This is a genomic window from Virgibacillus sp. M23 (assembly GCF_034190895.1).
Lineage (GTDB): Bacteria > Bacillota > Bacilli > Bacillales > Amphibacillaceae > Virgibacillus > Virgibacillus salarius.
The window spans coordinates 1-21,521 of record NZ_JAWDHA010000039.1 but is presented as its reverse complement, the minus strand read 5'-3'; the positions used below and the strand labels follow the sequence as shown (position 1 = coordinate 21,521).

General features: G+C 36.4%; 26 protein-coding genes and 1 pseudogene. 12 read left to right on the top strand and 15 right to left on the bottom strand.

Translation table 11 applies throughout. The annotated features are described in order from the left end of the window. The first annotated feature begins 93 nt into the window (after positions 1-93). Complete coding sequence (trpS, locus tag RVS70_RS14540) at positions 94-1,089, top strand: tryptophan--tRNA ligase (protein WP_205388412.1); 996 nt, start codon at positions 94-96, stop codon at positions 1,087-1,089. A 379-nt stretch (positions 1,090-1,468) separates the two neighbouring features. Here trpS and RVS70_RS14535 read toward each other — a convergent pair whose 3' ends face one another. The 6 genes from RVS70_RS14535 to RVS70_RS14510 all read right to left on the bottom strand — a co-directional run bounded on the left by RVS70_RS14535 (position 1,469) and on the right by RVS70_RS14510 (position 7,036). Further along, positions 1,469-2,230 carry a YjbA family protein gene (locus RVS70_RS14535; RefSeq protein WP_026680645.1) on the bottom strand — a complete coding sequence of 254 codons (762 nt, stop codon included), beginning with the start codon at positions 2,228-2,230 and terminating at the stop codon, positions 1,469-1,471. A gap of 191 nt (positions 2,231-2,421) precedes the next feature. Next, positions 2,422-2,640: a hypothetical protein gene (locus RVS70_RS14530; RefSeq protein WP_026680644.1), complete on the bottom strand. Its 219-nt coding sequence runs from the start codon at positions 2,638-2,640 to the stop codon at positions 2,422-2,424. A 492-nt stretch (positions 2,641-3,132) separates the two neighbouring features. After that, a complete protein-coding gene (gene fabF / locus RVS70_RS14525; protein ID WP_026680643.1) occupies positions 3,133-4,371 on the bottom strand; it encodes a beta-ketoacyl-ACP synthase II in 1,239 nt (412 codons plus the stop codon). Positions 4,372-4,398: 27 nt separating this feature from the next. Continuing rightward, positions 4,399-5,340, bottom strand: coding sequence for a beta-ketoacyl-ACP synthase III (locus tag RVS70_RS14520; RefSeq protein WP_121604880.1), 942 nt, complete (start codon positions 5,338-5,340; stop codon positions 4,399-4,401). 103 nt (positions 5,341-5,443) lie between these two features. Then, positions 5,444-6,406 (bottom strand): BMP family ABC transporter substrate-binding protein, encoded by a 963-nt coding sequence (locus RVS70_RS14515; RefSeq protein ID WP_026680641.1) that lies wholly within the window; start codon positions 6,404-6,406, stop codon positions 5,444-5,446. Between the two features lie 45 nt (positions 6,407-6,451). Then, on the bottom strand, positions 6,452-7,036 hold the full coding sequence (locus RVS70_RS14510; RefSeq protein ID WP_026680640.1) for a hypothetical protein: 585 nt from the start codon (positions 7,034-7,036) through the stop codon (positions 6,452-6,454). 198 nt (positions 7,037-7,234) lie between these two features. Here RVS70_RS14510 and RVS70_RS14505 point away from each other — a divergent pair, with 198 nt between their 5' ends. Further along, complete coding sequence (locus RVS70_RS14505; RefSeq protein ID WP_026680639.1) at positions 7,235-7,429, top strand: DUF2929 family protein; 195 nt, start codon at positions 7,235-7,237, stop codon at positions 7,427-7,429. Positions 7,430-7,661: 232 nt separating this feature from the next. Here the strand turns inward: RVS70_RS14505 and RVS70_RS14500 are convergent, their stop codons facing one another. Continuing rightward, complete coding sequence (locus RVS70_RS14500) at positions 7,662-7,970, bottom strand: hypothetical protein (protein ID WP_321133804.1); 309 nt, start codon at positions 7,968-7,970, stop codon at positions 7,662-7,664. Between the two features lie 98 nt (positions 7,971-8,068). On the opposite strand from RVS70_RS14500, the gene RVS70_RS14495 reads away from it, so the two are divergent. After that, a complete protein-coding gene (locus RVS70_RS14495; RefSeq protein WP_121604879.1) occupies positions 8,069-8,890 on the top strand; it encodes an undecaprenyl-diphosphate phosphatase in 822 nt (273 codons plus the stop codon). Positions 8,891-8,975: 85 nt separating this feature from the next. Continuing rightward, positions 8,976-9,668 (top strand): Crp/Fnr family transcriptional regulator, encoded by a 693-nt coding sequence (locus RVS70_RS14490; RefSeq protein WP_026680636.1) that lies wholly within the window; start codon positions 8,976-8,978, stop codon positions 9,666-9,668. A gap of 156 nt (positions 9,669-9,824) precedes the next feature. On the opposite strand, the gene RVS70_RS23410 is transcribed toward RVS70_RS14490, so the two are convergent. From RVS70_RS23410 to RVS70_RS14470, 5 genes and pseudogenes are all read right to left on the bottom strand, one after another. Beyond that, a complete protein-coding gene (locus tag RVS70_RS23410) occupies positions 9,825-9,884 on the bottom strand; it encodes a hypothetical protein (protein WP_366141137.1) in 60 nt (19 codons plus the stop codon). Between the two features lie 32 nt (positions 9,885-9,916). Next, complete coding sequence (locus RVS70_RS14485; protein WP_255637735.1) at positions 9,917-10,045, bottom strand: hypothetical protein; 129 nt, start codon at positions 10,043-10,045, stop codon at positions 9,917-9,919. Positions 10,046-10,126: 81 nt separating this feature from the next. Beyond that, positions 10,127-10,464 (bottom strand): annotated as a pseudogene (locus RVS70_RS14480) (molybdenum cofactor biosynthesis protein MoaE). 110 nt (positions 10,465-10,574) lie between these two features. Continuing rightward, a complete protein-coding gene (locus tag RVS70_RS14475; RefSeq protein ID WP_026680635.1) occupies positions 10,575-10,886 on the bottom strand; it encodes a metal-sulfur cluster assembly factor in 312 nt (103 codons plus the stop codon). 75 nt (positions 10,887-10,961) lie between these two features. After that, the gene (locus RVS70_RS14470; RefSeq protein ID WP_026680634.1) at positions 10,962-11,723 is read right to left on the bottom strand and encodes a prolyl oligopeptidase family serine peptidase; all 762 of its coding nucleotides are present in this window, start codon (positions 11,721-11,723) and stop codon (positions 10,962-10,964) included. A gap of 139 nt (positions 11,724-11,862) precedes the next feature. Here RVS70_RS14470 and RVS70_RS14465 point away from each other — a divergent pair, with 139 nt between their 5' ends. From RVS70_RS14465 to RVS70_RS14450, 4 genes are all read left to right on the top strand, one after another. Further along, positions 11,863-12,696, top strand: a complete 834-nt coding sequence (locus RVS70_RS14465) for an HAD family hydrolase (RefSeq protein ID WP_026680633.1) — start codon at positions 11,863-11,865, stop codon at positions 12,694-12,696. A gap of 198 nt (positions 12,697-12,894) precedes the next feature. After that, positions 12,895-13,044 (top strand): hypothetical protein, encoded by a 150-nt coding sequence (locus tag RVS70_RS14460; RefSeq protein WP_162986391.1) that lies wholly within the window; start codon positions 12,895-12,897, stop codon positions 13,042-13,044. A 1-nt stretch (position 13,045) separates the two neighbouring features. Beyond that, positions 13,046-13,252, top strand: coding sequence for a DUF3813 family protein (locus RVS70_RS14455; protein ID WP_026680632.1), 207 nt, complete (start codon positions 13,046-13,048; stop codon positions 13,250-13,252). A 424-nt stretch (positions 13,253-13,676) separates the two neighbouring features. Further along, entirely contained in the window at positions 13,677-13,940 is a 264-nt protein-coding gene (locus RVS70_RS14450; RefSeq protein WP_026680631.1) for a NifU N-terminal domain-containing protein, read from the top strand. 60 nt (positions 13,941-14,000) lie between these two features. On the opposite strand, the gene RVS70_RS14445 is transcribed toward RVS70_RS14450, so the two are convergent. Both RVS70_RS14445 and RVS70_RS14440 read right to left on the bottom strand, forming a co-directional pair. Next, entirely contained in the window at positions 14,001-14,426 is a 426-nt protein-coding gene (locus tag RVS70_RS14445; protein WP_121604875.1) for a hypothetical protein, read from the bottom strand. Between the two features lie 32 nt (positions 14,427-14,458). Further along, the gene (locus tag RVS70_RS14440; RefSeq protein WP_026680629.1) at positions 14,459-15,301 is read right to left on the bottom strand and encodes a YitT family protein; all 843 of its coding nucleotides are present in this window, start codon (positions 15,299-15,301) and stop codon (positions 14,459-14,461) included. Positions 15,302-15,440: 139 nt separating this feature from the next. Here RVS70_RS14440 and RVS70_RS14435 point away from each other — a divergent pair, with 139 nt between their 5' ends. From RVS70_RS14435 to RVS70_RS14420, 4 genes are all read left to right on the top strand, one after another. Further along, a complete protein-coding gene (locus tag RVS70_RS14435; protein ID WP_026680628.1) occupies positions 15,441-16,298 on the top strand; it encodes a DegV family protein in 858 nt (285 codons plus the stop codon). A 166-nt stretch (positions 16,299-16,464) separates the two neighbouring features. Then, positions 16,465-18,702, top strand: a complete 2,238-nt coding sequence (locus tag RVS70_RS14430) for a beta-propeller domain-containing protein (protein ID WP_321133797.1) — start codon at positions 16,465-16,467, stop codon at positions 18,700-18,702. 103 nt (positions 18,703-18,805) lie between these two features. Further along, complete coding sequence (gene yppF, locus RVS70_RS14425) at positions 18,806-19,030, top strand: YppF family protein (protein WP_051388293.1); 225 nt, start codon at positions 18,806-18,808, stop codon at positions 19,028-19,030. 221 nt (positions 19,031-19,251) lie between these two features. Next, complete coding sequence (locus tag RVS70_RS14420; RefSeq protein WP_026680626.1) at positions 19,252-20,124, top strand: SDR family oxidoreductase; 873 nt, start codon at positions 19,252-19,254, stop codon at positions 20,122-20,124. A 273-nt stretch (positions 20,125-20,397) separates the two neighbouring features. Here the strand turns inward: RVS70_RS14420 and RVS70_RS14415 are convergent, their stop codons facing one another. After that, a complete protein-coding gene (locus RVS70_RS14415) occupies positions 20,398-21,240 on the bottom strand; it encodes a glycerophosphodiester phosphodiesterase (protein ID WP_026680625.1) in 843 nt (280 codons plus the stop codon). Positions 21,241-21,521: the final 281 nt, after the last annotated feature.

The window sequence follows — 21,521 nt, the reverse complement described above, 5'->3', positions numbered from 1 at the left end:
ATAAGGGTGGCACCGCGGTTCAATCGTCCCTATTTTTAGGGATAATTGGACCTTTTTATATGGCCCAAAATTGAAATGGAGTGAAGAATTATTATGCAAACAATATTCTCTGGTATTCAACCAAGTGGTACACTAACGTTAGGAAATTATTTAGGAGCTTTAAAACATTTTACAAAACTACAAGACGATCATGACTGCTACTTTTGTATTGTAGATGAACATGCTATTACAGTTCCTCAAGACCGCTTAAAATTAAGATATAATATTCGCTCACTTGCAGCATTATACCTTGCATCTGGGATTGATCCTGACAAGTCAACCCTATTTATTCAGTCTGAAGTGCCCGCACATACACAGCTAGGTTGGATCTTACAATCCATTAGCTATATGGGTGAATTAGAGCGTATGACGCAATTCAAAGATAAATCAAAAGGAAAAGAAGCTGTATCCTCTGGTTTATTAACGTACCCTTCGCTAATGGCTGCTGACATTTTACTATACAATACAGATATTGTTCCTGTTGGCGATGATCAAAAACAACACTTAGAATTAACCAGAGATCTAGCCCATCGTTTCAATAATCGATATAATGATATTTTTACAATACCTGAAGTAAGCATTCCTAAAGTCGGTGCGAGAATTATGTCATTACAAGATCCTTTGAAAAAAATGAGTAAATCCGATTCCAATGAAAAAGGTTTTATTTCCATGCTTGATGAACCAAATAAAATTGAGAAGAAAATTAAAAGTGCCGTCACGGATTCTGATGGTGTTGTTAAATATGATAAAGAGAACAAGGCAGGTGTATCAAACCTTCTTACCATACATTCCATTTGTTCAGGAGAATCCATCCAAGAATTGGAAGCTAAATATGAAGGAAAGGGATATGGTGAATTCAAACAAGGTACTGCCGACGCTGTCATTGAAGTACTAAAACCAATTCAGGATAAATATAATGCTTTAATTAACTCAGATGAGCTAGATCAGATTTTAGACAATGGGGCTGAAAAAGCATCCATCACTGCGAATCGTACAGTAGCGAAAGCAAAGAAAGCAATAGGTTTAGGAAGAGTAAAAAAGAAAAAATAATGCTATACAAAACGTAAAGACTGCAAATAAAGTGAAGCTTCCATCCGTAGGTGGTTTCCCCCACGGACTGTTCGAACCACAAGGGTATGACTCAAAGGCCTTTGAACCAATCGGACATTTACTGGCAGTCGATTCACACACTTAATAATAGTGGTTTCACAGATTGCTTGGAGCGGGGCTTACTCTTACTGCCAGTTATATATGGGAACAACATTTTACGCTTTCATCTTCCACTTCAAAAAATGAACAATAAAGGCTCCAAACTATGAACCAGATATAGCTTTATATACACGGTTATAATTCGGAGCCTTTATTAAATTTCTTTTTGCCTCGCCCTCTCCTATTTAAAATAGGTAGGCAGCCTATCCTCCCATAAGAATTACTGCTGTTTGGATGTATTCTGTTCTTGACCGTTTTCTATTTCCCACATTTTCTCTAAAAATGGTTGCCCTTTTATCAGCTTTCCACACAAGTCCTCATGCCTAGAGCTCCAGCCTTCCCTAACTCCATTATATAAAGCTGTCCAAACCTTCTCTTCATCCATGAAGCGGATATAAGGGTAGTTCTTGGGATCCCATTCCGTCAACCAATATCGTAATTCCTCTAAATTATTCGCCGTACGTAATTGGTCTAAACCCATCATTAATAATTGCTTCAACTGTCTCTCTCTTCTAGTTAATCCAAAGACAAGCTCAGGTGGCATGGAAAGCATATGGTACTCCTTTTGATAAAATTTATTATCAAACTTAAATGATTGAGGTTTGGTGTTTTTTATCATGTCATACACCAATTGCTCCTGTCTCGGAATTAGTCTACTTTTACGAACAGGAATTTTATAACTAATCGTATCAAAAGCTACAATATCGTTTCCATCTGTTACAATACAAGCATAGTCTAATACGGTTCGCTCCTGTCCTTTTCTCATATATGCGCGTTTGTAAATTGCATCTAGCAAGGCTTTTGGCAAATCATGCATGTCATTTTCAATATAGTTATACAAATCCTTTGTTATGTATAGCAGTGGCACTTGATCTAGCAACTCGATGCCATCTTCTTTACGCCATTCTTGAAAATAACAAACATTATAACCGTTCTCTTCTCCTTCAAACCAATTCACCCATACATCATGCATATATAACATAAAACAACCCTCACTTTATTAACTGAACTTAACATACATTATGACCATCATTTAGAAAAATATTCTAAGTGACCCATTTTTAAATGAGGATATTTTAAGGTAAATCCGATCCATTGTGATGAATCATTTCATTGGCTAATAACGCTCCGTTGCTAATAATCCATACAAATATAATTGTTTTTTAAAGTCCCCTAAGATCCGCGATTAGTATTATTTGGAAATCGAGCCAGCACAATTGCCATGATAATAATTCCTATTGGAAGAAAATAACACTCCATTCTACTAGCAATAAACGTGAAGTATTCTCCCCATGAAAGTCCAGCTGGTAGGAAGTTCATGTAAGCAATTATCGTTACTCCACCCATCACCGAAAAACCAAAACCCATTAGAAAGATAAACACATACCCCATTGCTTTTCGCCTACCTTGTCCACTTTTTAATAGAATATGCTTGTCTTATAAAAGAAATGAAAAAAATGTACAAGTCACAAATAAAGTAAAACTTCGATCCGTGGGGTTTTGTTTATTCTCCACAGATGCTAGTACCACAAGGGTTTGACCTAAAGGACTTTGAACCAATCAGACATTTACTGGCAGTCGATCCCCCACTTCCCCATAATTGTTTCACTTTTATTGCTTGAAGTGGCAGTCGTTGTTCTTCTATGAATAAAAGTGCAAGCGTCCGAATAGAAACGTAGTGACTGGAGCGAGTCAACGGAGATAAGGAATCACAGTGAGCTTACGAGCCGATGAATGAATTAGATTAGGGCGATTCGTGAAGATCGCTTCGTTTCTGCGGGAGACGCCGCTCAGCACGCGCCTATTTATCTACATGGGCTAATTTTATAATTTCCTAGACAATAAAAAAGCCGACCCCCATGTAATCGGATCGACTTTGATTTCCTATTCATATTTTTTAAATACTAATGCAACATTATGACCACCAAAACCTAGTGAGTTGCTCAATACAACATTTACATCCTGCTTTCTAGCTTCGTTTGGGACATAATCCAAATCGCATTCTGGATCTGGAGTTTCATAGTTAATTGTCGGTGGAATAATTCCATCTACAATGGATTTTACAGCAATAACCGACTCAATTCCTCCAGCAGCTCCAAGTAAATGTCCTGTCATTGATTTTGTTGAAGAAATTGCTACTTTATCAGCATGTTCCTTTAATACAGCCTTAATTGCTGCTGTTTCATATTTATCATTAAGATCTGTACCCGTACCATGAGCATTTATATAATCTACTTCCTGAGCAGAAATCGACGCATCATCCAATGCATGCTGCATTGCTCGGGCTGCACCTTCTCCACTTTCTGCAGGTGCTGTTATATGATAAGCATCACCAGTCGCACCATAACCAACAATTTCAGCATAAATATGTGCCCCACGGGATAATGCCGTTTCAAGGTCTTCAAGAATCAATATACCTGAACCTTCACCCATTATAAACCCATCTCTATTTTTATCGAATGGTCTGCTTGCCTTTTCTGGGTCTTCGTTTGTAGACAAAGCCTTGGCAGATGAAAAACCAGCAAAAGCCATATTTGATATTGGTGCTTCTGTTCCACCGGTTATTATATAATCTGCATCTCCACGCTGAATAGCCTTAAAAGCATCACCAATAGAGTTTGCGCCAGATGCACAAGCAGTTACTGTACAGGAATTAATTCCTTTAGCACCTAATTGAATCGACACTTGGCCAGCTGCCATATCCGGAATCATCATCGGCACAAAGAACGGACTAACCCGTTTTGGACCTTTTTCCAATAGCTTCTTATGCTGATCTTCCCATGTCTGCATTCCACCAATACCGGAGCCAATCCACACACCTACCCGATTTTCATTACTTTCATCTATCGTTAGGTTTGCGTCCTCGACTGCCATTTTAGATGCTACAACTGCATATTGTGTAAATAAGTCCATTTTACGGACATCTCTTTTTTCTATATACTTTGTTGGCTCAAAATCCTTAACCTCTGCAGCTACCTTTGCTGCATAAAGATCTTTATCTACTCTTGTAACATAGTCAATACCTGATTTCCCGTTAATAAGATTTTCCCACATCGTATTTACATCATTACCAACAGGACTAATAGCTCCTACACCAGTTATAACTACTCTTCTTTGCTCCATACGATTGACCTCCTACATCATATACATTTATCTGCCCCAGCGTAATGCCAAAGCTCCCCACGTTAATCCACCACCAAAGCCTACTAAAACGATCAAATCATCATCGTTTATTTTACCATCTTTAATTGATTCTGATAAAGCAATAGGGATGGATGCTGCGGAATTATTCCCATATTTCTTCACTGTTTTCGCCATCTTATCTTCGGATATACCAAGTCTTTCTCTAGCAGCATCCATAATACGAATATTTGCTTGATGTGGAATTAAGTAATCAACATCCTCTTCGTTATGACCTGCTGCTTTAATTACATTTACAGAGGACTCTGGCATTTGTCTAACAGCAAACTTAAACACTTCACGACCATTCATAAAGATATAGCCGCTATCTTTGTCTTGATATAATTCCTTCCCACCAGCACCATTAGATCCTAGTTCAAAGGATAGAATACCTCTTCCTTGCGAAACAGGTCCCATTACTGCGGCACCTGCACCATCACCAAAGAGCACACAAGTACTTCGATCTTTCCAGTCTGTTACTTTCGAAAGTTTTTCCACCCCAACTACTAGTACATGTTTGTACGTATTTGTATCGATAAATTGTTTGGCTGTAACCATTCCATACATAAATCCAGAACAGGCAGCACTTATATCCATAGCAGCAGCATTTGTTGCTCCTAATCTTTCTTGAATTATACATGCTACAGAGGGGAAGGGTGTATCTGGTGTCACGGTAGCAACTAATATTAAATCAATATCTTCTGGTGTCATGTCTGCATTCTCTAGGGCGTCTATTGCGGAATAATAGGCCATATCTGACGTATCTATATCATCTCCTGCAATTCTTCGCTCTTCAATTCCTGTTCTTGTGCGGATCCATTCGTCATTTGTCTCCACTATTTTTTCCATATCTTTATTTGTCACGATCTTTTCTGGAACATAGTGACCTGTACCTAAAACACCAACATCCATATTTCCATCTCCTTAAACATAATGTTATTATCTATTATTATGACTTGGTACTAATTTTAATGTATTTTACCCTAATTTGCAAGTTAGCTTCATGGTTGTCACATTACTGCTCATGAGGTAGTAATCCTGTTTCCGTATAGGCATCAACCATTTGTTTCAGTTGCTTCTGGATGGCAATTGGAACATCTGAGCTAAATGGGGCTAACGATATCGCATCATCTTGAAAGTCGAATGTTTTTATATCGCCTTCAAGCTCCCCATCATTAAATTGTTCTGCAGCATAATGATACAGCTTGTCCACATGTTGAATCGTACTCGTTAATACCGTTTTTCTACCAACTGCGGATTGATCGGTCACATAACCAATTGCATAATTACCGTCCTGCTTTGCTCGCTCAATAATTTCAGCACTATAAGCATCACCCGTTGGATAAAACACATCTGTTCCTTCGTGCTTCATCGTTTGATAAATTTGCGTTGCCGTTTGCGTATCGTTCCAATCATTTAAAAATTCAAGTTGTACAGCTGCTTGAGGATTTTGATATTTTACACCTTCAAAAAATCCTTCTATCTCTGGTTGCCATTCGTAAGCAGCAACTATCCCTACTTTATCTGTCTCTGTCATAGCCCCTGACAAAACACCAGCAAAAAAACCCATTGCATGTGCATTAAAGTTAAAACTGGTTACATTATCAGAAAAATATCCACCATTAAAATAAACAAAATGTAAGTCAGGATAATTTTTTGCTATATCTGTAAAGTATTTCCCATAAATACTACTGTGTCCAAAAACAAGATTTACTCCATGCTGTACAAACTCATCTACTGCTTTAATTACTTCTGCCTCTGTTTTAATATTTTCTTTATAATAGACATCGGTATCAAACGTTTCACCTATTTCATTTAACCCTTGATATCCCTTTTCAGCCCATACTTGGTCACTAATGGAAGTTTCCAATAGCATTCCAACATTTTGCATTTTCCCTTGACCCACATTGGAACTACAACCAGTTACAATAATAACTGCAAATATTAGTAAAATTACTAGCAATCCAAACTTCTGCAATTGTGGGCACTCCAATCTATATGCATTTTTTATTACCCAACATACCTAATAGATTTCCTTATTCAAATGATAATGCTCTAATACATGATCTAATTTTTCTTCTATAGGTATATTGTCACGAAGATAAGCTGATTTTTCAAGTTTTATTTGCTTATTTTCTTTATTTTCACCTTTTTTATTATCTTTTTCCAGCCAATCCATAAATGCATGCATGAAATCCTTAATATAGACAGCCTCTGTAAGGAAATATGTTGAATTAAACGGAATGAAGAGTTGATTACGATACATTCCATTCTCAGTCATAGGCATCCATTCACCAAAAAGTAAGGGAGCTTTAATAAAAAAATCATTCGCATGTAAATGATCAGGAGCTACTGAATGAATTACTACAGATAGATCTGCTGATACTTCTTCTACCCTTTTCATAGAACCTACATGAATCTTTGTATCATAGTGTTTTTTATTTGCACTTTGATAAAACGAAAAATTACTATTTCTTCCATAATAAAGGCTTAGTGAATCATTTAGCTGCTCATTTACTAATCCATCGACTTCCCAACCTTTTTCCAATAGATCATTGACAATATGATAACCTATCCAATGATTACAATTTATAACTAAACAAGTCATAAATAATTCTCCTCCCCCTTTGAACCGTCAATTGGAACTAAACATTTATGTAGTTCCTCTTACATAAAAGTAAGCGGGATGCATACCTAATTAACAATGGCAGCAATAACCTAAAGAAATACTTTTTTTTTCCTATCGGTTTTGGTAAACTAATTAAAGATGAAGTAGAGATAATTGCAAAAAGCTGAGGTGTATAAAATGCGTTATATTGCAACAATTGTTTGGGCACTTCTAATCAGTAGTGTGCTTTCTTATGTTTTATCAAGCATGGGTGGCGATAAATTTGACGTCATGGGTACAATCGTACTTGCTGTTACTATGTTTATAGCCATTACCATATTGGGTGATAGTGTGTTAACTGATGATCAAACAGAAGCTAATCATGAAAATTAATGTGATTAGCATGTTCTTTAGCAACTATGCATAGCTGCCATTCGGTAGATGGAATACGAAAACAGGTGAATTGATCTTATATTTCGATAGTAAATCTGTAAGTGAGAGGAATAACCTGTGTATGCCCGGATAAACCCTTGCCTTCTCTGCACAGTGGGCAAGGGTTTTACTATGTTCTATCCTAGGAATTAGTACGTGTAGACATTTCGCTGCTATGCGAACATTTGTAGTCTTAGTACCATGGCAGAATACTTAATGCAGCAATCGTAGCTAATGGCAAAATTAATCTTCTGAAACGTGGTGGTGGATACCCATAACCAGGATACCCATATCCGAATTGTCTTTGATGGGAGGGTGCCTGATGCTGAGACATCATATTTTGTTGTTCATGACCTTCTAAAGGTACTGCAATGTAAACTGATTCCTGATCTAGTCCCGTGATAATACCATCAATACTGGAACCATCTGCTAATTCAATAAGCACATAAGCATGCATATGATCTTTGCACACATCGTATATATGTTGATAATTATTATTCATTTTTATCTACCTCCTCACCACCTAGCCTATTCATTAGCCTATGGGTTGGTGACTATAAGTGATAAAAATAAATAATACATTAAGAGGAGGAACATTTCATGGAAACACTAACCGAACTTGGGACATTAATAAAATATGTAATTCTAGGATTATTTCAAGGATTTACAGAACCAATTCCAATTTCATCAAGCGGGCACTTAGTCATTTTACGAGAACTTTTTGGTATAGAAATCAAAGGTCTTTCCTTTGAAATACTTGTTAATTTTGGTTCATTACTGGCTGTTCTTGTTATCTTCCGCAAAGATATTATTCGCCTAATTGTAAATGGCTGGCGTTATCTTAGTAAAAAAGAAGAAACAGCAAAGGCGGATTTTCAGTTTATTTTATTTCTAATCATTGCTACGATTCCTACAGGAATTTTAGGACTATTATTCGAGGATTATATTAGTGAGAAACTAAGTTTCCCTGTAGTTGTCGGCTACACATTGTTAATTACGGGAGCAGCATTATGGGTTATTCGAAACCTTAGAGGGAAGAAAAATGATGGTGATCTAACTGTAAAGGACGCATTAATTGTAGGGGCTGCCCAAGCAGTATCACTCATTCCAGGGATTAGTCGTTCAGGTGCTACGATTGTAGCAGCGATGTTAGTTGGTATGAAACAAGAGACTGCATTACGATTCTCGTTTCTACTATACATTCCTGTTAGCTTAGGGATAACGGTATTAAAGTTACCAAAAATAGTTACTAGCCCAGAGTTTAGCGCATTAATGATTCCGAACATATTAGCATTTCTTGCTTCAATCATCGCTTCGTATTTTGCTTTAAAATGGTTTATTAATATTATGGCCAAAGGAAACCTGAAATACTTTGCATTTTATTGCTTTATTGTAGGTATCCTTGTTATTATTTTCTTGTAACATAATTATTTTCTTCAAGCAGCAGTTTAATGACTGCTGCTTCTATTTTTTAACGGATGATCTTCATGGATTGGAGGAGCTTTATATGAGTACTGCAAATGGATTTTCTCAGAGGCTAACACAGTTACTAAATAATCCTGATTATTATCAAGAATTCCGAGCAGGAGACTATGTATTTCATGAAGCCGATCTAGCAACAGAACTATATATCATCCAATCGGGGAAAGTCGAAGTTGGTAAAACCTCTCCTGATGGTAAAGAGCTTTCCTTACGCTTATGTTCTACTGGAGACGTGATCGGTGAATTAAATATAGGTTTAGAAAGTAACTTCTTCTTATTACATGCTAAGGCTCTAGAATATACGAAAGCGGCTGTTTTTACTACCTCACGACTAAAAACAGAATTACAAAAAGACGGTAAGCTGGCAATTGATTTTATCAATTTAATGAATAACGCATTACGGAGAGATCAAACTAAATTCAGAGATTTAGTCATGTTTGGAAAGCGTGGTGCCCTCTACTCAACATTAATTAGATTATCAAATAGCTATGGGCTCAAGCAGGAACAAGCTATCTTCATTAACATAGCTCTTACGAATCAAGAGCTAGCTAATTTCTGCGGTACAACAAGAGAAAGTGTTAGTCGTTTACTAAACGAGTTAAAGCGCAAAGGGATTCTAACTATTTGCAAAGGATACATTACTATTCATAATTTACAATACCTTAAAAATGCCATTAATTGCGAAGAATGCCCTGTTCACTTATGTACTATTCATTAATACGCGGAATGCCAACGAAAAAGCAGTCCGCCCTTTTAACTCATAATAACTGTAATTGACTGTACTTCTCCTAGCCTATTACACACTTCAATCCGTTATAACTTATTGTCATCCAGCTTTATTATTCATACAGACAAGCAGCTCGATTATCCCCCACTAACAGATGAGAATGATAGCTACTACATCGCCCTCTTTCAACAATGTCTGCTCATCCACATATTCCTCGTTAATTACAACGAGTGCAGACTCTATACTTCCACGCTTAATGTTACTTGCAATTTCTCCTTTAATTCCCTTACAGTCATCCCAGCTCCGCCCAGTAAAATTTTATCTTTTACTATTTCTTTTATTTCAGCAACCATCAACACCTTAATCAAGTGAAATTCCCCTTTCGCTATCACAGAGACTTCATTCGTATTCTCCTGTATTTGAACACCTATCCAAACCTCTTCATTATCCTAATGCTCCTTCTTCCAAATAGGGACAATTTCTTTCAACCGTTCCATAGCATAACTACTTGCTTCGATCGTATCCTTACGATGTGGAGTTGATCCTGCAATGACAACAGCAATATCTGAAGTATCTAACTTACTAATTCGATGAATAATTACCGTATCCGCATTATCCCATTTTTGGTTAATTTCGTCGCCAATTTGCGCTAACATTTTCTCTGCCAAACCATCGTTCTATATGCTTGGTATTCTAAATAAACGGTTCGTTTACCTTTCGTAAATTCACGAACCATTCCAATAAATGGATTAACTGCCCCTGCGTCAGAACTTATTACCTTCGTTATTGCTTCAGCTACGTTTAGTGGTTCATCTCCTTTTTAGAAAGAAAAAACCAACCCTAATCATTCTAAATAAAAAGGTCAATCCATATACTATGAATTAACCTAAATTATTATCAATCAGGAATACCTAAGGCAATTTTAGCATAGCGAGACATTCTTTCTTTACCCCAAGGTGGATTCCAAACAATATTTACTTCTGTTTCCTTGACTTCTGGTATATCAAATAGTGCATGCTTTACATCTTGCTCGATATGTCCAGCAAGTGGGCACCCCATTGCAGTAAGTGTCATCGTTACTTTACATACACCTTCGTCATTTAAATCAACATCATATATTAGACCTAAATTAACAATATCAATACCTAATTCAGGATCAATAACATTTTCTAAGGCACCCATTAAATTCTCTTTTAGCGCTTCATCCATACCCTCATACCTCCTCTAACTTGATATTACTATTTAAACATATTTATAGATTTTTTTAAATATCATTGTTTCAAACTACAAATGCCTATCAAACCATTTAACTGTTTCTAATATGGCATACCTTCCCACTTTATGCCCACGATTGGCTTCCTTCAAAAATACAATGTCTTCCGGATTCATATAATCCTTGGCAACTTGTTCATAAAAAGTATAGGAATGGTCAAACGGAACAACTGGATCGTCTTCTCCATGCCAAAATAACAACGGACGTTGATTTAATTTTTCTGGCCGTTCAGACAAATCGTATAACTTCAATTGCTCATATAAGGAATTAATTTCTTCATCCGTTACCGGAAGATTCCCCATCTTTTTAAAGCTATCAACCAGTGTTTTTGCATAGGTTGTTATCTTAGGAGAGCCCATTAAAATCGCCGCCGTTTTAATCCAAGGATACTGTGTAAGGGCTGCTGAAGTGGTGATACCACCCATACTGGTCCCTGCAATACCAAATTGGTCATTTAAGACAAGACCTTTATCATCTAGATATTCTTTTACATCCTTTAGCTCTTTTACATTTTGTATGACGATTTCCCAGAAAGACACTTGTCGTTTTAAAGAGGATACTTCTTGTTCTCTAGCACCATGGTATTTACTATCTGGTAAGATAACCCTGTATCCTTTTTCAGCAAGTAAAAACGCTAAAGGAAGGTTATGTTCTTTTGCACTCGTAAATCCATGAAAATATGTGATGACAGGTAGTGCTTCTTTTGCTTTATCTGCTTCAACTACAATCAAGCTCGGAATGTTATTTATTTGTTCTTCATATATTCCAATCATCGTGACTGTCCCCTTACGTATGTTTTCATTTACAATTTTACTATTCCATTGTTTGGAAATGCAAATGATGCTTAGATAAATTTTACTTTACATCTATAACTATCAACTATACACTATTGTCAGATGAGGTGAAATAATTATGCAAACGAATAGACATTTAATCGCATTGGATTTAGATGGTACGCTTTTAACAGATAAAAAGGAAATTAGTCCCCGAACCAAACAGCTGATATGGAAAGCAATGGATGAAGGGCATATAGTTGTTATTGCTACTGGAAGACCACATCGAGCTAGTATTAACTATTATAAAAACCTTGGTTTATCAACACCTATGGTGAATTTTAATGGTGCGCTAATTCATCATCCTCAAGATAGTAAATGGGATGCGCTACATAGTCCTATGCCCATAAGAACTGCACATAAGATTGTCGAAGCCTGCTATGAGCTTAATGTCCATAATGTGTTAGCGGAGGTTATGGATGAGGTTTATTTGGATCAATACGATCAAGCAATTATTGACATCTTCCATATGACTCAAAATGATCCGCCATTTACCATTGGAAGTCTTAAGAATAAATTAAGAGAAGATCCAACTTCTATTCTTATTCACCCAAAAGAAGATCATATTACTACGTTGCGTCAGCATCTTGATCAGTACCATGCTGATTTAATTGAACATCGCAAATGGGGTGCACCGTGGAATATCATAGAAATTGTTAGAAAAGGGATGAATAAAGCGGTAGGTCTACAAAAGGTCGCTCATTATTACCATATTCCAAAGGAGAGAATCATTGCCTTTGGCGATGAAGATAATGACTTGGAAATGATTGACTATGCTGGTGTTGGTGTTGCAATGGGAAATGCCATTGATGAATTAAAAGCTGTGGCAAAACACATAACTGATACAAACGAAGAGGATGGCATTGGTAACTTCCTTCAAGAATATTTAAAATTAGAGGTTGAATCCGTTTAATTATTCACAAATATTTCCTACTATATAAAAAAACATAGCAGCCATACTAGAAGTGAACGCCTACATGCGTTCACTTTTTGCATAACTTCCAAATGTACCATTCTGACTAAAAGGATAGCGAGCGCTATTCAAGAACGCTAAACATGCTTTTGTGTAACATGATTCTTTCCAAAATAGTGTTCCTAAGGAGGAAGTATCGTGGGAAAAGGAAGTAAGTCTAAGCGTTTTAGCCAACAGAGCGCTGATTCTGTTAAAAAACATGCTGAGCGATTTCCGTACAGGGCAAGATTCTCTGATGCAGAAAGAAAACAGGAAGAAGCAGATAACCACACAGTAGGAGGTTTTTAAGTTGAATAATAATAACAATAACCTTTTTCAACAAGCTAGAAATGCTGTTACAAACTTTATGAATATGCAAGGAAACAATGCTAGTGCTCAGGATAAGCAAGCAGCACAAAATGCTATACAAGCTGCATATAATGAAGCCACTCCTGAGGAAAAGCAGCAATTACAGCAATTGGAGAACCAACTAAAACAGCATAATCAATTACAGTAGCCTCTGCATATATTGTGAAGGTAAATTCCAATTCATTAGTTTTTAATGGACATGATGAAACGGATTTACTTTAAGCAATAAAACTGTCTCTTCCACTTGAAGAGGCAGTTTTATTGTCTGGGAAATTATAAAAATAGCCCATGCGGATACATATGGGCGTGCTGAGCCGCGCCCAGCTCCACATTCCAGAAACGAGGCGACTTCACGAATCGCGTACGATAAGTCATCATGACTCGCAAGCTCACCGTGTTTCCTTTATCTCCGTTGACTCGCTCTAGTCGTTACGTTTCTAATCGGACACTTGTACTTTTATTCTGATGCAAATGAATCCTTTAAGTATCATGGATTTCATTCGACAAAATGCTTTTTTATCCCACCTTTTTCTGCTACTATAGAAGTAAGTATGATTTAGGAGGGATGACGAATGGGAATTCGAGCAGAAGCCACCCCAAACCCAAACGCGTTGAAATTTACAACGGATAAACTAATTTTTGAAGGAACAAACAGCATTTCTGTTATGCCTGGTGATACGAGCGAACATCAAATTTTAAATGATCTTATGGAATTAGAAGGTGTTGATAATGTATTTGGCTACCAAAACTTTATCACCATAAACAAAAAATTCGATGTTGAATGGGATAACCTTTCTCCCCAAGTAATAAGTGTATTAGAAAACTATGGCTATTAAGCCATACATCATATGGCTATAAAAAAGGTCAGCATTTGATTGCATGACCTTTTTGTGTCATTATTCATTATTTATATCAACTGGAAAATAATTTGCATTAATCCTTTCATCTTGTTCATTTTTTCCATAAAGAATTAAAATCGGTGGCTCTTTTCCAGTCATCACCTCTTCTGGAAGTGAAACTTCCAGAGTAAAATCCATCCATGCTACTGACTGTTGTTTGGTATTTGCTTGTTTTTCGCTAATTATTTCTTGATTTTGATGTTCAAGGATATAGAATACTTCTGTATTTCTTGCATTGACTTCTCCTTCTATAATAGCTTTTCCATCTTCTACCTTTATATCGATATTCCGAAAACTTACTGCAGTATTAGCAGTTGTTTCCTTATTCATCGAGGAATGGTTTGATGAATCATCACCTGTTTCCGCTTGGTCACCACACCCCATTAGAAATAATAAGATTAAAATAACACTGAAATATTTCATCGTATCCCCTTCTCTTATGCCTATTTTAAGGATCAATCTCTTCGGAAGAACCCAAATATGCCCGTCGTTTGTACAATATTGGTAAACGCATTGGGGTCAACTTCATTAATAATCCGTTCCAGGTCATATAACTCATAGCGTGTCACAACTAGGTACATCATGTGCTTATCTGCTTTTGTATATGCACCTTTAGCAGGCAAAATAGTGATCCCTCTTACCATCGTTTTGTGAATTTCTTTTTGTAATTCATCCGCTTTATGGGTAATAATCATCGCGGTTACTTTTTCATGGCGTGTATGAATAGCATCGATTACACGGGTAGTTACATACAATGTTAATAATGTATATAAAGCATTTTCTGGTTGATAAAGAATCCCTGCCAAAGCAATAATAATTGCATTGAGCATTAAGAAATACGTTCCAATTGGGCGATCCTTCATTCTAGATAATACCATTGCTACAATATCCATACCCCCAGTAGATGCACCTACCTTCAAGGTTAATCCTACACCCGTTCCTGCAATCACTCCGCCAAATACAGCATTTAAAATTATATCTTCGGAAATTTCTAATACAGGTAATAATTCTAAAAATACGGATGTAAACATTACAGATATGATACTGTATACCGTAAACCCTTTCCCTACTTTAAACCAGCCTAAGATCGCTACAGGAATATTGAATACTGCAAGTAAAATTCCCGTACTAACGCCTATACCAATGAAATCGTTAAATACACTAGAAACCAGCTGGGCAGCACCCGTAAACCCACTAGCATATACATTTGCTCCAATGAGGAAAAAGTTTAGCGACAACGCATTTAAGAATGCTCCAAAAATGACTACGAAAATCCGTTTTGCTTCAAATATAAACATAGCTACCTCCCTACAAATTGGTATAACATACTGATTATTTTTTACATTTTTTAAAATTTTACGTAAATATATTTTGACTATCCTACAAATTCAATTTAAACTAAAATAAAGTCTAGTTTAGAAATGCAGGTGAATATATATGACGATAAAAATTCTTGCGGATTCCGCATGTGATTTGTCAATGACTTATTATAACGAATTTGATATAGAAATGGTATCATTAACGGTTCATCTTGATGATAATGATTATGAAGATGGAAAAACAATTAACCCTAAGACAGTTTATCATGCCATGAGAGAAGGGAAAAGCCCAAAAACATCACAGGTTTCTCCACAAACTTTTAAAGATATTTTTACTGCTTACGCTGAGTCAAATCAACCTCTAGTGTATCTTGCATTTTCTTCTGAACTTTCCGGTACCTATCAAACAGCTAAGATGATGGAACAGGAAGTAAAGGAGATTCACCCAGAAGCACCTATTCACGTTATCGATACAAAATGCGCTTCCCTAGGCTATGGACTTGTAGTTCTTCATACAGCTAAGCTTGCTAAACAAGGCGCAACATTGGAAGAGATAATCTCAGCTGCACGTACATATGCAGTAAATATGGAACATATTTTCACGGTAGATAATTTAGAATATTTATACCGTGGTGGTCGAGTTAGCCGAACAGCTGCATTTGTAGGCACACTTTTAAAGATAAAACCTATTCTTCATGTAGAAGATGGAAAATTAATTCCTTTAGAAAAAATCCGTGGTTCCAAAAAGTTATTTCAACGCATGTTAGACTTAATGGAAGAACGGGGCAAAGATTTCACAGATCAAACAATTGGAATTTCTCATGGTGATGACCTTGAACGTGCAAAGCAACTTGCTGCAATGATCAAAGAGAAATTTCCTGTTAAAGATGTCGTTATTGAAATGGTTGGCTCCGCGATTGGTTCTCATTCAGGCCCTGGAACAATTGCACTTTTCTTCTTGAATAACTCTAAGTAATGACTTCGCTTAACCCTAAACTTGGGTTAAGCTTTTTTTTGACAACATTGTAACAAATCAATCATTTTGTCCGTCTAACTAGATAAGTAAGCATTCACGCTTCAAATAGATGTATTCAAGTAAATATTAATAATTTTTCACCAACAAAATAAAAGGAGGTTCGATAATGAATAAGCAAATAACTGGATTGCTATTTTTAGTAATTCTACTATGCAGCGTAGGAATTTTTTATTCGCTTACAACAAATAAGGTAACCGCAAATATACCAAATGCCACAAGTTATGCTACCGCAGCTAAAATTTGGACCATTCATTTTAATAAAGAAATGGATCCAAATTCAATTACACAAGAAAGTGTTACCATTCGTAATGAAAACAATGAGCCCTTATCTATTTCCTTTGACTGGGAAGAATCAAACACCATTTTGAAAATTAATGCAGAAAATGGCTATCAACAAGATCACACCTACCAAATTAACATATCTAATCGCGTAAAAACAGCAAAGGGAGACTACCTCTCGGATGCTCTCACACATACGTTTACAGTCGTTAACGATATTCCAAAAATCAAAGATGCACAGCAATTAATAACAATCCTTAAAGAACGATCCACGATGACAATTAAAGAGGAATCTGCGAATACGGCTGAATCGACAAACGAATTAGCAGCTGATAAGCCCGCTGCAACTCCTACTTCAAATACAAATGTTCAAGTAGCAGGTATCGACGAGGGAGACCAGCTAAAAAGTGATGGAGAATATCTTTACTTCTCACGCGAAAATGATTTGCTCATAGTTACGGCGGGAAGTAATGAAAGCAATGTAATTAGTACAATTACAGAGAAAAATTTTCAACCGTTGGAACTATATTTACATGATAATTATCTTATTAGTATAGGCCATAGTTATAAACCGATACGTAAAGAGGATAATCATTCAACAAAGCAACAAAACAGTTCTCTAACAAGAGATATAATGCCACATCACAGTCAAACTACAGTGTTTATTTATGATATCTCCAACAAGGAAAATCCCGAGCGGATTCGGGAAGTAACATTGGAAGGAAATTATTCAGCTTCACGGAAAACAGATAACCAACTATATCTTATTGCTAATGAGCAACCTGATTTTAGAATCTTAGAAGAAGCTGATTCTAATCCAGAAATCCGTCCATTTATAAAGGATACTGCTGCAGATGCAAAAGATGGAAAAGATGGAAAGCCTATTAACTATGATGATATGTATTTCTTTCCAGAAAGTGAGGAAAAGAACTTCTTGCTCTTTACCTCCATCGATCTCAACAATATAAATGAAACAGCAAAGATACAATCCTATTTAGGTGCTTCACATGACATCTATATGTCCAAACGGCATATGTATATTGCTGTTGCTAAGTACCAACAAAATAATACTTCAAGAAGTGAAGAGACAGCAACAATGATTGCACCAATGCCTGTAAAAACGGAAATCATGCAATTTGCTGTAGACAATGGCAATATAGAATTTCAAGCTTCGACAACGGTGCCAGGTACCTTAATTAATCAATTTGCTATGGATGAACGAAAGGATAACTTTCGTGTAGCCACTACGAACGATAGAATAGATGAAAACGAAAACACTACAAATAATTTATATACATTTGATCTAGAATTAAATAGACTAGGATCCATTGAAGGATTGGCAAAAGACGAACGAATCTATAGTGTTCGTTTTATGGATAATGTCGCTTATATGGTTACATTTAAACAAATCGATCCTTTATTCGTGATTGACTTAAAAGACCCCAAAAATCCAAACGTTTTGGGCGAATTAAAAATCCCTGGATTTAGTAATTATTTACACCCATTGGATAAACAGCATGTGATAGGATTTGGAATGCACACCGAGGTTGATAATAATACGAATCATGCAGAACCACTTGTACAAACCGGCGGAATTAAGATATCTATCTTTGATGTTAGTAACCCTACTAAACCAAAAGAAACGTTTAGTAAGGTGATCGGTGAAAAAGGTTCCTTTACCGAATTAAACCATAATCATAAAGCACTGTATCAACATCCGGACAAAAATCTATTTGGCTTTCCAGTTACTCTCTTTGAGACAAAGACTGTCCAAGAAGCAGATATAACATATGAAAAACCGCAATTTTTATTTGAAGGGGCTTTATTACTTAATATTTCGTCTGAAAATGGCATTCAAATAAAGGAATCCATTACACACCAGAAACAGGAAAATGACCATCCAGAATGGGAGTCAGAAACGAGAAGAATGGCATCTATCGATAACGTTCTATATACCTTTTCCTATAATCAAATGAAGGTATATGATATGAATAGCGATAAAGTCATTCACACCTTAAACTTGCCAGATCAACCAAATGTACCAACAGATACAGAATTAAAGTAAGTCACGTTATAGGATAAAACGAAAATTACATGCATGAAAACTGCCCTCCGATCATAATCATGTAGTATTAGGTTGTACAAAACTTACAAAGGGAGGGGATAGCATGTACATCGATCAATTAATCCAGATGTATCAACATGAGCGTAATCAGTCTCCTAATTCTATGAATGATATTCTAGATTATTATCAAAAGAAATATGTTACCGGTGAAATAGATATTGTCATGTATCGAGAAATTTATTCCTTTCTTAAAATTCAAGGTGCCAGCTCTGCACATGAATATATGTACAACACACCAAAGAAGCCCTTTCCTACATCATTTTATTAAAGAAGGAATTTGATTTACTCTCTACATGAAATCTGTATCCACTATTTTCACTTAAAAAATACTCAGAAAAAGATTCATATGCTGAGTATTTTTTTATTGTCCCGTTTTGTTGAACATTATAACGCCTTAGCAATTATATGATTGAAAAAGTACGATTCGGGGAAAATGAAACTAACACTTTCCATTAGAGTAAAGAAAGCAGCTTAACAGGAGGTATAAATATGAAAATGGAAAAAGAGAATGGACAGCTGACACCCCCAGCACAGCAGCAGAATAAACAACCAGGAATAGAAGCAAAGATGAAGCCTGAACCAGCATACATCCGTGCAGACTATCATGGTAGCAATAAATTATATGGTAAGGTTGCTTTAATAACTGGAGGAGATAGTGGGATTGGACGAGCAGTAAGCATTCACTTTGCGCGAGAAGGTGCAGATATCGCGATTATATATCTTAATGAACATTCTGACGCTAATGAAACAAAGCGCTTAGTCGAGCAGGTAGGAAAAAAATGTATCCTCATCGATGGTGATGTAGGTAATCAAGCCTTTTGTGAAGCAGCTGTAGCAGAAACACTCGAAAAGTTTAAGAAAATCGATGTCTTGGTAAATAACGCAGCTGAGCAGCATCCACAGTCAAGTATATTGGATATTACAAGTAACCAATTAGAGAAAACATTTCGTACTAATATTTTCAGTATGTTTTATTTAACCAAAGCAGTACTTCCTAACCTAAAAAAAGGAAGTGCGATCATCAATACTTCATCCATAACAGCATATCAAGGTAGCAAAGATTTAATTGATTATTCTGCAACAAAAGGAGCGATCACATCCTTTACTCGATCACTATCAGAGGAATTAGCTGACAAAGGAATTCGTGTAAATGCTGTAGCACCTGGTCCTATTTGGACACCGTTAATTCCTTCTACATTCACAAAAGAAAAAGTTGATTCCTTTGGAGGGGATACTCCAATGAAAAGACCTGGTCAACCAGAGGAATTAGCCCCTGCTTACGTATATTTAGCTTGTAAGGATTCAAGCTATGTCAGTGGACAAATGATCCATGTAAATGGTGGAACGATTGTTAACGGCTAAATTGGTTTTCTGAATTTTAGTCTTAAAATAAAAAAGGGGCCCTCAAGTCTTTTTAAACTTATTCAGCCCCTTTTTTCATAGTCAGCAAATCAAGAAAATTATAAAATTATCCCATGTGGATAAATAAGGGTGTGTTAAGTCGCGTCCAGAAACGAGGCGACTTCATGAATCGCCTACGATAAGTCAGGATCGGATCGTAAGCTCACCGTGATTCCTTTATCTCCGTTGACTCGCTCCAGTCGCTACGTTTCTAATCGGACACGCTTTTGTTCCTTATTTATGTCTTCCAGGATGGTCATATACATATTCAGGAAAATCAGTAATAATTCCATCCACGCCTAGCTTTAACAGTCGATCTGCCTGTTCCTTTTCTCTGACCGTATATGGCCAAATATCCAAACCTATGTCATGAATTCTGTCTACTAATTCAGCGTCTAAAATATTCATATTTGGGTTGAAATAGTCAGCATAAGAAGCAAATTCCTCAAGCTCTTGATCCGTAACATCCTTCCAGCTCATCCCAGCCAGTACTCCTACAGGTATACGTGGTAATAAAGATTTGGTGGTTAACACAGAATCATGATTGAAAGATTGAATAATAATCTTATTATTTCTTGGCTTATCCATATTTCGTTCCTTTAATGCATTAGCTACCTTCTCCTCGATACCAGGATATAATTCTGGTGATTTTAACTCAACTAAGATACCAATTTTTCCGCGAAAAGCATCTAATACTTCTTCGAAGGTTGGAATCTTCTCGCCGGCAAATTCATCACTGAACCAACTTCCTGCATCTAGTTGTTTTAATTCCTCTAACGTATGATCTCCAACATAACCCGTTCCATTTGTAGTACGGTCTAGTGTGGTGTCATGAATAAGTACTAATTCTCCATCTTTTGACATTTGAACATCAATCTCAATGTAATCTGCTTTCATTTTAAACGCCTCATGAAAAGCTGCCATCGTATTCTCTGGAGCATGTCCTGATGCACCCCTATGTGCTACATTGACAACTTTATTTCTCTTACTAATTTCACTGTTTGATGCAAATGTAGCTGTGGTAAACATGGACATGACAATAAATGTCATTAGCAAAATTGAAACAATACGCTTCATTAAATCTCCCTCTCTTTGTTCTGTATTTAATTCTATTATAACGATGCTCTGTTAATTCAAACTAAACTGAAGATTAAGAGATTGTAAGAAAAAAACCACCTAAAGTAATGGGCTTATTGACACACATAAAAAAAACTGAGCAAAATTTGCTCATTCCTTATCACTAAATGCTCAGATTTACGCTTCCTCTAGTAGCTATTATGGAATAATAGCTACTGCTTGCTTGACCACCACTCCGGCTGCCCACTTCCCTTTCCGTGGGGTTTGTCCTTCAGCTAACT